Source organism: Paenibacillus sp. M2 (assembly GCF_046713495.1).
In the GTDB taxonomy this organism is placed as follows: domain Bacteria; phylum Bacillota; class Bacilli; order Paenibacillales; family Paenibacillaceae; genus Paenibacillus; species Paenibacillus amylolyticus_B.
In genome coordinates this window covers 2,335,808-2,349,047 of record NZ_CP169648.1, presented here as the reverse complement: position 1 = coordinate 2,349,047, position 13,240 = coordinate 2,335,808, and the positions used below count along the sequence as shown (strand labels likewise).

Annotated in this window: 13 protein-coding genes, 1 tRNA gene and 1 riboswitch; of the genes, 7 read left to right on the top strand and 7 right to left on the bottom strand. The window is 44.4% G+C overall.

Translation table 11 applies throughout. From position 1 onward, the window contains the following. Positions 1 to 504 precede the first annotated feature (504 nt). The 3 genes from ACETMN_RS10975 to ACETMN_RS10965 all read left to right on the top strand — a co-directional run bounded on the left by ACETMN_RS10975 (position 505) and on the right by ACETMN_RS10965 (position 4,626). Positions 505 to 2,268 carry a DEAD/DEAH box helicase gene (locus ACETMN_RS10975; RefSeq protein ID WP_091017478.1) on the top strand — a complete coding sequence of 588 codons (1,764 nt, stop codon included), beginning with the start codon at positions 505 to 507 and terminating at the stop codon, positions 2,266 to 2,268. Between the two features lie 3 nt (positions 2,269 to 2,271). Further along, positions 2,272 to 3,465: a YqhG family protein gene (locus ACETMN_RS10970; RefSeq protein WP_091017480.1), complete on the top strand. Its 1,194-nt coding sequence runs from the start codon at positions 2,272 to 2,274 to the stop codon at positions 3,463 to 3,465. Between the two features lie 210 nt (positions 3,466 to 3,675). Next, positions 3,676 to 4,626 (top strand): hypothetical protein, encoded by a 951-nt coding sequence (locus ACETMN_RS10965; RefSeq protein WP_091017481.1) that lies wholly within the window; start codon positions 3,676 to 3,678, stop codon positions 4,624 to 4,626. A gap of 134 nt (positions 4,627 to 4,760) precedes the next feature. Here the strand turns inward: ACETMN_RS10965 and ACETMN_RS10960 are convergent, their stop codons facing one another. After that, complete coding sequence (locus ACETMN_RS10960; RefSeq protein ID WP_036609606.1) at positions 4,761 to 4,979, bottom strand: YqzE family protein; 219 nt, start codon at positions 4,977 to 4,979, stop codon at positions 4,761 to 4,763. Between the two features lie 195 nt (positions 4,980 to 5,174). Between ACETMN_RS10960 and ACETMN_RS10955 the strand changes: the two genes are divergently transcribed. Then, a complete protein-coding gene (locus ACETMN_RS10955; RefSeq protein ID WP_091017483.1) occupies positions 5,175 to 5,918 on the top strand; it encodes an N-acetylmuramoyl-L-alanine amidase in 744 nt (247 codons plus the stop codon). On the opposite strand, the gene ACETMN_RS10950 is transcribed toward ACETMN_RS10955, so the two are convergent. Further along, positions 5,893 to 6,687: a divergent polysaccharide deacetylase family protein gene (locus ACETMN_RS10950; RefSeq protein WP_373419859.1), complete on the bottom strand. Its 795-nt coding sequence runs from the start codon at positions 6,685 to 6,687 to the stop codon at positions 5,893 to 5,895. The genes ACETMN_RS10955 and ACETMN_RS10950 overlap by 26 nt on opposite strands. Before the next feature lie 454 nt (positions 6,688 to 7,141). Between ACETMN_RS10950 and ACETMN_RS10945 the strand changes: the two genes are divergently transcribed. Then, a complete protein-coding gene (locus ACETMN_RS10945) occupies positions 7,142 to 8,836 on the top strand; it encodes a carbohydrate-binding protein (RefSeq protein ID WP_373419847.1) in 1,695 nt (564 codons plus the stop codon). A 144-nt stretch (positions 8,837 to 8,980) separates the two neighbouring features. On the opposite strand, the gene ACETMN_RS10940 is transcribed toward ACETMN_RS10945, so the two are convergent. Continuing rightward, a tRNA-Leu gene (locus tag ACETMN_RS10940) sits at positions 8,981 to 9,064 on the bottom strand. Positions 9,065 to 9,237: 173 nt separating this feature from the next. Beyond that, the gene (pelA, locus tag ACETMN_RS10935) at positions 9,238 to 10,200 is read right to left on the bottom strand and encodes a pectate lyase (RefSeq protein ID WP_091017485.1); all 963 of its coding nucleotides are present in this window, start codon (positions 10,198 to 10,200) and stop codon (positions 9,238 to 9,240) included. 419 nt (positions 10,201 to 10,619) lie between these two features. After that, positions 10,620 to 10,751: riboswitch (cyclic di-AMP (ydaO/yuaA leader) on the top strand. Positions 10,752 to 10,756: 5 nt separating this feature from the next. Between pelA and ACETMN_RS10930 the strand changes: the two genes are divergently transcribed. Then, positions 10,757 to 11,221 (top strand): C40 family peptidase, encoded by a 465-nt coding sequence (locus ACETMN_RS10930; RefSeq protein ID WP_036609611.1) that lies wholly within the window; start codon positions 10,757 to 10,759, stop codon positions 11,219 to 11,221. Between the two features lie 123 nt (positions 11,222 to 11,344). Then, positions 11,345 to 12,043 carry a hypothetical protein gene (locus ACETMN_RS10925; protein ID WP_091017486.1) on the top strand — a complete coding sequence of 233 codons (699 nt, stop codon included), beginning with the start codon at positions 11,345 to 11,347 and terminating at the stop codon, positions 12,041 to 12,043. A 52-nt stretch (positions 12,044 to 12,095) separates the two neighbouring features. Here ACETMN_RS10925 and ACETMN_RS10920 read toward each other — a convergent pair whose 3' ends face one another. The 3 genes from ACETMN_RS10920 to ACETMN_RS10910 all read right to left on the bottom strand — a co-directional run bounded on the left by ACETMN_RS10920 (position 12,096) and on the right by ACETMN_RS10910 (position 13,236). After that, a complete protein-coding gene (locus tag ACETMN_RS10920) occupies positions 12,096 to 12,425 on the bottom strand; it encodes a carboxymuconolactone decarboxylase family protein (RefSeq protein ID WP_091017487.1) in 330 nt (109 codons plus the stop codon). Between the two features lie 143 nt (positions 12,426 to 12,568). Then, positions 12,569 to 12,787 carry a hypothetical protein gene (locus ACETMN_RS10915; protein ID WP_091017488.1) on the bottom strand — a complete coding sequence of 73 codons (219 nt, stop codon included), beginning with the start codon at positions 12,785 to 12,787 and terminating at the stop codon, positions 12,569 to 12,571. Between the two features lie 119 nt (positions 12,788 to 12,906). Further along, a complete protein-coding gene (locus ACETMN_RS10910; protein WP_036609615.1) occupies positions 12,907 to 13,236 on the bottom strand; it encodes a hypothetical protein in 330 nt (109 codons plus the stop codon). Between the last annotated feature and the right edge of the window lie 4 nt (positions 13,237 to 13,240).

Below are 13,240 nucleotides of genomic sequence, written 5' to 3'. Positions count from 1 at the left end.
GAAACACCACATATAGTGATATAAAACCAGTATATTACACCATATATTGATTTTCTATATGACTTTTATCACAGACCTTATTTTTTGGACTCTCCTGCTCGGACAAGCTTCTTCACACACCCTTAGACTCACGCATACAAAACCTGTGAATTTTTTAGGACAAAAAAACATGTGCCTTTACTAAATTTCTGGGTTCAATATAAGTTAAACTAATCATTTGCACATCAACAGAGAGGACAGAAAAAACCTGAAAAAGCGAAGCGTTCGCCTAAAAGCTTTCTGAAAGAAAGCTGCATCGAAAGCATACGCTATCACCGGATTTCCCCTCCAGAAAAGGGAATCAAAGAAATCTGGGGATAACAGCGATTGGAAGGTTGTTCTGTCATCGTAGTGTTCGTGCAAATAAACTGTAGTTCAACTTGTATAGTTATGAACTACCTCTCATTCGTCCATACTATTACCTACGAATAAAACGTCATCACGTATGGCAGGGGAGGAAACACCATGAACCGGAAAAACCCGCACCACACCAATCAACCTGTAGCCGAGCTGCCCGTTCCGTTGGAATTTGATCGAAGCTGGATTAATCAATTGGAATCACGACTGGATAAAGGAGGTCCTTGGGGGGATTATCGACTCTTCCAACTGGGCATTCAAGCCGAAGAAACCAATCTGATTCCCAATTTTGACGAGATCCAGTGTTTGAAGCATCTGCAAGGCCTTACTCCACTTCCTCACCAGATGGACACTGCACGCAGAGTATTATTTGAAATGTCAGGCCGGGCCATTCTCGCCGATGAGGTGGGTCTTGGCAAAACCATTGAAGCCGGTCTCATTCTGAAAGAATATATGGTTCGGGGTCTCGTATCCAAGGTACTCATTCTCGTCCCGGCGTCTCTTGTCTTGCAGTGGGTACGGGAATTGAATTCAAAGTTTGGCATCCCTGCGATTGCCCAGAAAAAGGCTTATTCCTGGCAAAATGAAGTCGTTGTTGCTTCCATGGATACAGCCAAACGTGACCCGCATAAAGATATGCTGCTGAATACCGATTACGACATGATCATTATTGACGAGGCCCATAAGCTCAAAAACAAGAAAACAACCAACTATCAATTCATGCTGAAATTGCGCAAAAAGTATTGTCTGCTGCTCACAGCTACACCTGTGCAGAACGATATGAGCGAGTTGTTCAATCTAATCAACTTGCTGAAGCCCGGTCAACTGGGTCGTCAGGGTGATTTTGCAGCCAACTTTGTTGTAGACAAACGGGTTCCGAAAAATCAGGAACAGCTTAAGAACGAGTTATCCAAAGTCATGATTCGTAACCGCCGCGGCGAAGGCCCCGTTCAATTTACCAAACGGAATGTCTCCAACGTGAATCTGCAACTATCGCCCGAAGAACAAGCGCTATATGATGGCGTGACTTCCTTTGTTAAAGACCAGTACCAGGAAGCTGGCGGCAACCTGAGTAGCATGCTCTCCCTTGTTACATTGCAGCGTGAAGTGTGCAGCAGTCGAGATGCTGTATTCGTGACGCTTGTTAATCTGTCGAAGAAACTTCCGCTGGACTCTCCCCTTCGGGACAAGATTTGGGAACTCGTTGCCCATATTAAAGCGATCAAGGAGAATACCAAAGCGGAGAAAACGATGGAACTGGTTCGCAACATGAATGAAAAAGTAATTATCTTCACCGAATACCGGGCCACGCAGGAATATCTGCTAAACTATTTCCGCAACAATGGGCTCACGGCTGTACCCTATCGGGGTGGCATGAATCGAGGCAAAAAAGACTGGATGATGGATCTCTTCCGCGGGCGTGTGCAGGCCATGATTGCAACCGAAGCGGGTGGTGAGGGCATTAATCTGCAATTTTGCCATCATATGATCAACTTTGATCTGCCTTGGAACCCTATGCGGGTAGAGCAGCGGATCGGTCGGGTACACCGGCTGGGACAGCAAAATGACGTGAACATCTTCAATTTATCCACGACTGGAACCATAGAGGAACATATTTTGAATTTGCTGCATGAGAAGATCAATATGTTTGAGATGGTGATCGGCGGCTTGGATGTCATTCTGGAACGGCTGGAGAAGAAGGAGTCTATTGAGAAAAGTTTGTACAAAATCATGTTGGAATCACAAACTGATGAAGATATTCGCCGCAAAATGGATTCACTTGGACAATCGTTGAACTCTATTCAACGTGAGGTTTCAGATGAAGGGCCTGCCGTATCCGGGTTGTTGGATCTTCGCAAAGGAGGTAGCTAACTCATGACCATGTCTCCCCATGAAGTGCAGGCTTATGTTCTCACCTATCTGGAAGCACTGGATTGTCAAATTATGGAGCGTTCCCCTGCCCATGTTACAGTCAAACTCTCGCCTGAGGCAGACAAAGCGTTGACCAATCGCCCCTATTATTGGGGGTTCGTGGAACGAACCGGAGCACCCGCTGAGACGATGTCCTTTACATTTATATTTGATCCTGACAGTTATCAGCAGGCCATTGAAGCAGCAGAAGCCAAAGCAGCGCAAACATCACCTCCGGTTGTAACTGACCCTGCGGGTACGAATGGCGTAACCAATGGGAATACCCCAGGTGAGCCACCGAAAGATACCATTCTGGGTCGTTACTTCGGTATTACGCCATCGCTGCCACAGCTGGGGCCAGGTCGAATATTGCGTGAAGAAGTGGTGTATGGCAGTCGCAGGCTCCAACAGATTTTCGGCGCTGCCCGTGAAGGCGGTGCCTTCGTGAACCTGTTCGAACAGGCTCCCAAACGGCAATTACGCGCTACAGCGCCAGCCGTATATGAACCTTGGCTTGGTGTCTGTTTCAAGGTAGAATTCGCCTGTGATTTGAAACGGGAGGAATTGCATTTTCTCGGCATCTCCCTTCGCTCGGGTGAGATTATAGAAAAATTCGGCACTAAGCTGAACCGACGTGATCTCAGTCCAAGGCTCGCGGAGAACATGCATGTGCAGACAGCTAAAGTTTCGTTATCCGATGCCGGAGCTGCTCTGGAATCTCATTTGACGAACCGCTTGTTGGAACTCGATTATAGCTGGGCAGAGAAAGCCCAAGAGCGGCTTGATCTGGAGCTGGACGTGTTGGACACCTACTATGAGGCGGTACTCCGGGAAGATACGCCTGAGGTAGAATCACCAGGTAACATAACCTCAGACACGGGGAAAGTCACTTCTGACCGCACGCCACCTGTACCCCTGAGAAAAGTTCTGGATATACCTAACGCTAAACCCATTGGAGCAGATGTAGAACTGGCCGCAGAGGCCGTAATACCGATCGACACCGAGACAGAAGCCGAAGAAGAGAAAGCCAAGCAGGCGGTAATCGATCGTGAAGCCATGAAATTGCAATACGAGACACGCCGGACCGAGATGATCTGGCAATATGAACCCAAAGTGAAAGTGACTGCGATTAGCAGCGGCATGTTTCACTTAAGATAGACGAAGACACTACTTTTCCTGCAAATGCTGGCAAAAGTAGTGTTTATTCATGATCAGCTGCCCGACAGGTTGCAGCAACCTTTGCATAGCCTGTCCCCTAGAATGAAACTAGAACCCGCTCAGGTAACGGATAAATGAAAAGTAGGTGTAAATTTGAAACGATTCTTTCATACATGTTGGAACAACCCTCGGAAAACAACCTGTATAACCTTGGGCTTGCTCAGTTGTCTTGCCCTATTCTCTTTTTGGTCGATAGCCAATGCAGAGGAACAAAAAGCGTCTTCGCTGTCCCCCGAATCATCCACAGAATATAGTCCCGAAAATCATGCATTCCAGAATGACAAGCTAGCTCCCGCTGCTGTGCAACGATTTGCAGAGCAACAAGCAGTTACACTCGGTACGGCTAACGGCGAAGCAAATTGGAAGAACGCCGACCTGGACTTCTATCCTCTGGGGCCGGGTACACATAGCTGGCTGGTGCAAGCTGCATTTGAGGGTAAACCTATCGGATACATGATTATTACCGCCACAGAACAGGGACAGATGATGCTTAGTGAATATGGTCAAGGAGAACAGTCACCATACAACAATGAACTTCTTGGACAAGCCTTGGATCGACAACATGTGAACCTTGAGGCATTACTTTCTGGCGGAGGAGAGCTTCATCTTGGTTATGCTCTTCCCCTGCTGGCATATTGGAAAGTGGAACAACCTAGTCAACCTGCACTTTATATTGATGCTACGAACGGAGATGTACTACCGTCAGAGTTCCTGAACCTACTGGAGGCTGATTCCAAACAGATCTCTGCCAGCATAACTGATTTGTCCACAACGCCATCTTTATCAGTCGATCCATTTTATCTCAGACCCGTCTTTAATCCGGCTGACAATCTGTTGTGGATTACCGCCAAGCCTGTTGCTGCCGACCGGGCACAAGATGTAATACAACACGGGGAGAATCAAGGGATTGTTTTCTCAGCGGGTGATCGTAATATCGTATACGGCGGTCCTTTACCCGTTAGCGGTTATCAGCTGTGGCATACAGATCAGGAAGCAGAGTCCATTCTATATGTAGCGCTAGGTGGAAAATCATCCATTCAACGCTTTATCCCTTTGAGTACATTGCAGCAAGATGGCCATTTTTACCTCTTAAATCCTTGATCATCAGCAAATTCTTAACATACAGTCAGATAACGTGTAAAACTATAAACATCTACAACAAATAAGACGCCTTCCCATATTTATTAAGGGATTGCGTCTTTTTGCTTTACATTAGTGAAATAGGTAAGCGATAGTCACCCTTTACCCGAAGAACTTCGTTTATGAGACTGTGTATCGAATTCTTTTTCCTTTTTCCCCACCCACAGGGAAACAGCGAAAGGGATCATACCAAACCATTTCATCGCCCACGGCTCTTTCCTTTTTGTTCGGCCTTTCCGCTCATCCTTCGGCGTATCGATATAATGAACAACCCGCTGCGTAATGTATTTTACCAATTCATCACTTTTGGCCATAACATCTGCCTCCTTCGCTCCTGCACATTCGCGGAGCTTACGATAGTTCTATTGTGTGCAGGATGTGTACTAGTTAAACATTTTTTTATTGAAAGAAGTATGAAAACCCTCAGAATGCACAGTCTAATGCCAAAGGTATCCAACGAGTCGTTAATCTGCATTCGATACCTATTTCATGAAGGAGTGTGTATTCCCATGCATAAGCTGCTGACCGCTTCGGTAGCCTTGTTAATCAGCTTCCATTGCCTTCCCCTGCTGCCCCATGTCGCTTATGGAAAAGCAGCCCCGTCCCAGAACAGTCCATCCATGCTGCCAGTGACCGATGGAGATGCTTATCGCTCAAGTCATCATGCCTTTGCAGCACCCGTTATCCTGCTCGATGTAGGCCATGGCGGTATTGACGGTGGTACGTCAGCCCAAGGTGTGCTGGAAAAAGATATCAATCTGGCCATTAGCCAAAAGGTCTATCTCCTGCTTCGCAGCAAAGGGTATGCCGTTATCATCAATCGACTGGGTGATTATGCACTTAGTGATGAGAACCGCTGGCTGAACAGCCGCTCCCGTCATACCAGAGATCTTGCCCAACGTAAAAGCCTTAGCGAAGAAGTAAGTACAGATATCGTGGTCAGCATTCATGCGAACTGGAGTCCCCGATCCACAGCACACGGCCCGGTGGTACTGCACCAGAAAGAAGCCAGGAGTTATTTGCTGGCCCAATCCATTCAGGATGCCATGAACAAGTTGTACGGAACGGAGCACGGGGTCGTATGGGGCAAGCCCTTTTATATATTGAATTACGTGAAGCAACCTGCCGTCATCGTCGAAACCGGATTTTTGAGCAATGCGGCAGATCGAGCCAGAATGAGTGACCCCGCTGAGCAAAAACGAATCGCCCAGTCCATTGCCAATGGTATTATTTATTATCTGTCGGTAGTGTAGGAGCAGATTGCCATTGCCACACATCTCGAACCAGATCACCGATTCCAACAAATTGAACCTGATTTTGCAGACGGGAGACGGATTCACGAATTACTGCGGATGTGTTCATCCCTGAATGACCGACATGACCAATGACAACACAGATATTCTTGTCGATCGCACGCTGAGCAGCCAGGTCCAGTTGCTTGCGAATGTGTTGCTTGGAGTTTTGATCATCCAGGAAAATGTCATTACCTACAGGTGGCATATTTTTGGATATGGCCAGTTCCCCCACCACGGAGCGAAAGTTCGTACGACTGTCTACAAAGAAGAGGCCCCGCTCCTTGCATACATCGAGCACAATGGACATGATGCGTTTATCCGAAGTAATTTTGGAACCCATATGATTGTTCATGCCAATGGCGTGGGGCACATCATCAATCGCTTTCTCCACGCGTGAGCGGACTTCTTCATCTGTTAGATTGGATGTGATTGCACCGGGGCCCAGCCATTCAGGTCTTCCTTTCTTGGGTTCCATGGGCATGTGCACAATCACATCCATCCCCTTTTCATGTGCAGCTATCGCATCTTTCTTTGTTGTTGGCAAAAAGGGCATAACCGCTACCGTTAGTTTAACTGGCATCGCAAGAATCTCTGCCGTTCCCTTCATGTCATTTCCGACGTCATCGATGATAATTGCTAACCGTTTATGATTCGATGGAGACTCTGAAGCTGCTGCTGTAGGCCCTCCCGCCGATAAGACTGCGTAAAACACAATCAATAATGCCATGATACCTGCAATGAATCGATAATTCTTTCTCTGTACCTTCATCATGATTCCCTCCCCTGTAACTTCTGTGATCTCATTGTTTGATAATGAAGGGAGGAATATGTAAGCCAAAGCCTTCCTTAATGATAATATCCCCGCCCTTGAAGACCTCTATCTCAAGTGAAGATCTCCATCATTCCCGTTTCCTCCTTAGCATTCAGACAAGAACTGTCATTGAACAGTTAGAAAATAGAGATTAATTAGAAAAAATACTGTAATTTGTCAGGTTTTCAGTTTAGGAATTATTTAGTAGAATCAACAAATGAAAGAGCTTATGTGCTGCATTTCTTTCCTATGATTTATGGAAGGAGGTTTTGAAAGGGTTTACATAAAATAAATGCCAGACAATCCGCTATTCTTGTTTGTTTTTCTGGTCACGGTTTCTCTATGTAACCATTTCCCACTATCGAGGAGGATGAAAGTAGTGAAATTCAAACTAAAAAAGACGATTAATGTTCTTTTGGCCTGTTTAACAGCCCTGCCTTTGATGTTAACCCCGACAAATGTGTCAGCAGCCAGCGATGCCAACATTAATTTGTCCTCGGAAAAACAGCTGATCAAGGGCTTTGGGGGCATTAACCTTCCTGCCTGGATTGGTGATCTGACGCCCGCTCAACGTGAAACTGCTTTTGGTAATGACCAGAATCAGTTAGGCTTCTCAATTCTCAGGATCTACGTTGATCCAGATTCCAATAACTGGTATCGTGAAGTTGCCACTGCCAAACGGGCTATTGAAAAAGGAGCTATCGTATTCGCATCCCCGTGGAATCCTCCAAGCAGCATGGTTGAAACGTTCAACCGCAATGGGGACACCAATGCCAAACGTCTGAAATACGACAAATATACTGCATATGCGCAACATCTGAACGACTTTGTAACCTACATGAAAAATAACGGCGTAGATCTGTATGCCATTTCGGTACAAAACGAACCGGATTATGCTCATGACTGGACCTGGTGGACTCCACAAGAGATCCTTCGATTCATGAAAGAAAATGCCGGGTCCATCCAAGGTACCAAAGTCATGGCGCCTGAATCCTTCCAGTACTTAAAGAATATATCCGACCCCATCCTGAATGATCCGCAGGCACTTGCCAACATGGACATTCTGGGAGCACATACGTATGGAACCCAGATTTCGAATTTTGCCTACCCTCTTTTTAAGCAAAAAGGAGCCGGCAAAGAACTGTGGATGACTGAGGTGTATGTTCCGAACAGTGACAACAACTCAGCAGACCGCTGGCCTGAAGCATTAGACGTTTCCTATCACATGCACAATGCCATGGTAGAAGGTGATTTCCAGGCCTATGTGTGGTGGTACATCCGCAGACAGTATGGTCCGATGAAAGAGGACGGTACCATAAGCAAACGCGGATATAATATGGCCCATTTCTCCAAATTTGTACGTCCTGGCTATCTCAGAGTGGATGCAACCAAAAACCCGGATACGAACACATTTGTTTCTGCCTACAAAGGGGATAACAAGGTCGTTGTCGTAGCAATTAACCGTGGAACTTCGGCCACAAGCCAAAAATTCGTTCTGCAAAATGGTAATGCCTCCACGGTGTCCTCATGGATTACGGACAGCAGTCGCAACCTGGCAAGCGGGGCCTCGCTTAACGTATCCAATGGGGCCTTCACGGCACAGCTCCCGGCTCAGAGCGTAACAACGTTTGTTGCCAACATTACTGGCGGGAATAACGGCGGAAATACAGGTAGTGGCACTACTTATGAAGCCGAGACCGGAACAACTCTTACGGATGCTACCATTGAAACGATCTACCCTGGTTACACTGGCTCCGGGTATGTTAACTTCAATGCGATGACTGGTTCAGCCATTCAATGGAACGGCATTAATAACACAATTACAGGTACCAAAAACGTAAAGTTTCGTTATGCGCTGGAAAGCGGAACCCGTAACCTCGACATTTTTGTTAATGGAACCAAAGTCATCAGCAACGAGCCTTTTCCGGCTACGGGAAGCTGGTCCACTTGGGTTGAAAAAACAATACAGGTCCCCATGAACACGGGGACCAATACATTGAAAGTGGTTACCACTGGATCGGAAGGACCGAATATTGACAGCGTTAATGTTACCGCAGCACAATAAACGTTCCGTATGGCTAATGGAAGACATTTGCTGTACGTGCAGCTAAGCACTAACCTGTTGGATACTAAATCTAGTGTTAGTGTTATATCAAAAAAAGCAAAAAAAGACTCCTTAAGCTAACGCTTAAGGAGTCTTTTTATTAGATGCGGTCGAGAGGACTCGAACCTCCACGGGGGTTAGCCCACACGGACCTGAACCGTGCGCGTCTGCCAATTCCGCCACGACCGCATATTGTATCTCCGTGATCAATATCGGCGACAAGAAGTAATATATCATGTGGAATCTATCATGTCAACACTGAAAATAATAACAATAAAGCCCGAACCAGACGTCCATGTCGATTCAGGCTTTACCTTTAACTACTAAGAGTTTGGTTCATTAAAACGGAAGCATACTACAAATTACAGCTTGGAAGGCCAGTTGCCATACCATGCATACCCGCCTCTTCTTTCTTTATCAATATCACTTAATTTGTATTTAACTACCCCGTCACGACCAATAAAGATTGGTTTATCTGTTCCTATCTCATAGAAGCGTGCCCAAATTGGTGCTGCTTTGGAATCAGCGATAATTTTACTATCTCCATTAGCTCTTTCATATTTGTACCCCGTAATTTTCACCTTGTTAAACCAAGCCTCCGCTCCTTTAATGGATGCGGTAATTTTAGCGTTAGCAGGTCTGGTTTTCAGAAATTTAACAATCGTTACACTCTCTCCAGCTGTCAGCGATGGCACTTCGTAGATTCTTGCGCTCGCTGGTTTAAGGGAACTGGAATCATGTTGTTGTCCCCAAGCTGTCAGCTTACCACCTGAAACGACCTGTGTATTCAAAATCGCCTCCACACCTTTGGCAACTGAATTTTTACTACGGTTAGCAAGTGTGCTGTCTATAAACGAGAAATCACCTTTGCGTGCTGCTACTTCATCCAGCATGATCATTACGTTAATCATGGCATCATCATTGTAAGTGATATGCTTGTGATATCCGGAGCTTTGGTAAACTTGTGGCCATCCGCCGTTTGAATACTGCATGTTGATCAAAAAGTTAATCCCTTTGATTGCAGCTGTGGAGTATCGCGGATCATTTGTCTTTTTAAATTCCTTCGCCAATCTTCTAATTTCTGAGTATGTAGCCTTGTTGTCTATCGTGGACTTCGCCCACTCTCCACTTGTCTGTTTATAATCTTTTCTCCAACCTCCATCCGGCAGCTGGTTCTTCAAAATATCAGAAACACTCGCTGTAGTACCCGATGCATCCGCAGCAGATACCGTCCCTACAGGAAGAACTGCCGTTCCAACTGCTGAGAACACCATCGTACATGCCAGGACAAAAGTAATTATTTTCTTCGCTTTCAAATGTAACACTCTCCTATGTTCATTTTTATAAATCTTCCACTTCTACTTTACCTATGATATACGCCCTCAAACCTCCTTTATTTGTATTTATAGCATAATAAAATCAATTTTAATCCAATATGTGGATTGGATAATCAGATAATATGCAAAAAATCGATTTTTGTCAATATATGCAACTTAATGAATATAATCTCTCTAATTCTACATAACGGGATAGTTCTTTTAACTCATGACAAACCTATTTATTTATCCAAATTCGTCTTAAACGAATCATTAATGACGTTTTTGTCATGAATGATTCCCAAACTTGATCCCTTCTTTCATATAAAAACCTTAATTCCGCTAACATTGAGGTATTACGAAGGGTTTTAAATGGGTTTGACAATTACGCATTTATGCAATATAGTTTCAAATAGTTACAAAAACTTAATTATTCATTGCCGAGTTTCATGTTTGAAAACGGGGGAACCAATTTGGGTGAATTATTCTTATACATAGGAAATATAGGGAACCTTCTACCGAACCCTTAGCTAACTCCGTAGGCATCGAAGGGAGAACATTGATTTTGAAAAAACTGATTATCTCCATTTTTGGAGCAGCTGTATTATTTACATCCGGGGCAACAAGCACAGAGGCAAGCAGTATCAACTCCGTAGTGAACAACATGACAGGTATACCTTACAAATGGGGTGGCACGACTGTAGCCGGCTTCGACTGTTCTGGTTTTATGAGATATCTTTTCAACAAATACAGCATTGAATTGCCACGTACTTCTCAGCAGCAAGCCAAAGCAGGTACGCCAGTATCCAAGAGCAATGTTCGGACAGGTGATCTGGTGTTCTTTAATACAACAGGCAAAGGCATTTCACATACAGGTGTATATATCGGCGGCGGACAATTCGCTCATGCCTCCAGCAGTAAAGGTGTAAGCATCACGAAGTTATCGAATCCATACTTCAATGATCGTTACGTAACAGCACGTCGGGTAACTGGACAGTTTATGTATGATAAAATGTTAGGTAAAATGTAATTCACATACAAAAAGGCATCGGTTATTAACCGGATGCCTTTTTTTTTAACCATTTTTTGTCTTTAACTGCTTTCTTAAACAATGTAAAATGTTTTAGGAAATAAAAGGAGATGAGGAGAACAATTGAAAAAGTTAATGTTTGTTTTAAGTTTTGCTATCTTAGTGATAGGTAGTTTAGGATGCAGTAGCGAGAACGAAAAAGATTTTAGAGATGTTTCATGGGGTACCAAGATCGACAAAGTCATTTCAGCCGAAGAAAAGAACGGTAACTTGGGCTATGAAGAGGACGTACATAATGACCATGAGAAAAGTATCGAGTATTCCAATCTTGTAGTCTTGGGTAAGAAAGCAGATGCTAAATACGTTTTCACTGATTTATTAGACAATGATGGCATTCTGGAAATGATGGAAGAAGGAAGTGAATTATCAGAGGAATTAAATAACCCCAACACCACAGAAACAAGGAAAGAAGAGATATACAAAATAATGGACCAGCGCCTTGAAGAAATGGAAAATGCAGCAGATGCATATCCATTAGATGACTTTTTAATGATTGAAGCAAGTTACGATTTCGGCACTTTGACTAATAAGGATTCTGATGAAATTTTGGAAGAACTTACGAATAAGTATGGTAAACCAGAGCTTGAAAGCTACAATAACAGTTTTATATATAATTGGACCAGTGACCGATCAACGATTGAATATTGGACTAAATCATCATCGATTAAATATAAGGCACGCTATTCCATAATGGAAAAATTTGCGGACGTGGACAAATACAATAAAAAACTGAACAGTAAAACAAGTAAAGATGAACTTTAAAAAAACATGGTCATTACTCCTGTACTAAACAGAGTATGACCATGTTTTTTCATTAATTCAGCGCCTTCTGCACTCGCATCGCACCCTGAGAGAGGGCATGTCCTCCTCCAACAGCTCCGGCCACCGCAACGGTCTCCATAATCTCCTGATCTGTTGCTCCCTTGGCACGGGCTTCTTCTACATGGTAGAAGGTACATACCTCATTGTTGGCGAATAATCCAATCCCAAGCGCAATTAGCTGTTTTGTCTTGGCATCAATCACGCCAGGTTGGAAACATTCTCCGGTAAACTCATGATACGACTTCACCACACCTGGCAGTACATCGCTTAATGCTCCAATCTGATCCTTGTAGGCATGAACTTTATCATTCATCAATGTCATGGCTTGTAGCACACCCTCTCGGCTTATAGTTACAGATCTTCCTCACTGTACCTATCTTCTCTCCCGAGTGAGCCAATTATGCCAAGATATCATGGTAATTCCAAACATTTAAACGCTCATGGCTCTGCCATAATCATAAGCTATTACTCACTAAGTGGACTCTGGCGCGGCTCGCTGAACAGCTGATATTTGTAACTGCGATCCAGCTTAACTACACGTCGATTCTGACGTCGGATAAGTACCTGCTCGCCATCCCAGGCAACAACAATCCCGGTTACATCGTTCGATTCCAGCTCGTCCCGTACTACTCTAACTTTCTCACCTGACAGACGCAGGGCGTCCAATTCTGTATCACTAATCATTCGCATGGCTCCTATTTTCCAAATTTATTTACAAAAAGAGACCTAAATGAAATGTCATTTAGGTCTCACGTGACTGTATTAGACTGTCATGTCATTCGAAATTATGTCCCGACTGAAAGTTACCGCTGTGCGTGCTCTTTGCTGTCGTTCTTCTCGAACCAAAAATCAAGCACTTTGGCGGACATCACACGTTCTTCAAGGTACTCCACTTGATGCGGTGTAAATTGTTCTTTCCAAGAGAAGGACAACTCTTCGCACAAGCCTACAATCGTCAGTAATTCTGACCAGGCAACATAGCGTTTGTACCAGAAAAATTGAGGATGTTCAATCATATAGGGATAAAGGTCATCGAATTCCGTATGTTTACAATCTAGGGCACGTTCAAAATGAACTTTCGATTCCGCCAGCTTATCATTAAAAAATTGTTCTGTTGCCGGTTGGTTCCCCATGGTG

What these genes read in the sequence shown, in the direction of transcription:
- ACETMN_RS10975 (WP_091017478.1), top strand. Translation starts at nt 505, where the DNA reads ATGAACCGGAAAAACCCGCACCACACCAATCAACCTGTAGCCGAGCTG.
- ACETMN_RS10970 (WP_091017480.1), top strand. Translation starts at nt 2,272, where the DNA reads ATGACCATGTCTCCCCATGAAGTGCAGGCTTATGTTCTCACCTATCTG.
- ACETMN_RS10960 (WP_036609606.1), bottom strand. Translation starts at nt 4,979, where the DNA reads ATGGCCAAAAGTGATGAATTGGTAAAATACATTACGCAGCGGGTTGTT.
- ACETMN_RS10955 (WP_091017483.1), top strand. Translation starts at nt 5,175, where the DNA reads ATGCATAAGCTGCTGACCGCTTCGGTAGCCTTGTTAATCAGCTTCCAT.
- ACETMN_RS10950 (WP_373419859.1), bottom strand. Translation starts at nt 6,687, where the DNA reads ATGGCATTATTGATTGTGTTTTACGCAGTCTTATCGGCGGGAGGGCCT.
- ACETMN_RS10945 (WP_373419847.1), top strand. Translation starts at nt 7,142, where the DNA reads ATGAAAGTAGTGAAATTCAAACTAAAAAAGACGATTAATGTTCTTTTG.
- ACETMN_RS10920 (WP_091017487.1), bottom strand. Translation starts at nt 12,425, where the DNA reads ATGACATTGATGAATGATAAAGTTCATGCCTACAAGGATCAGATTGGA.
- ACETMN_RS10915 (WP_091017488.1), bottom strand. Translation starts at nt 12,787, where the DNA reads ATGATTAGTGATACAGAATTGGACGCCCTGCGTCTGTCAGGTGAGAAA.
- ACETMN_RS10910 (WP_036609615.1), bottom strand. Translation starts at nt 13,236, where the DNA reads ATGGGGAACCAACCGGCAACAGAACAATTTTTTAATGATAAGCTGGCG.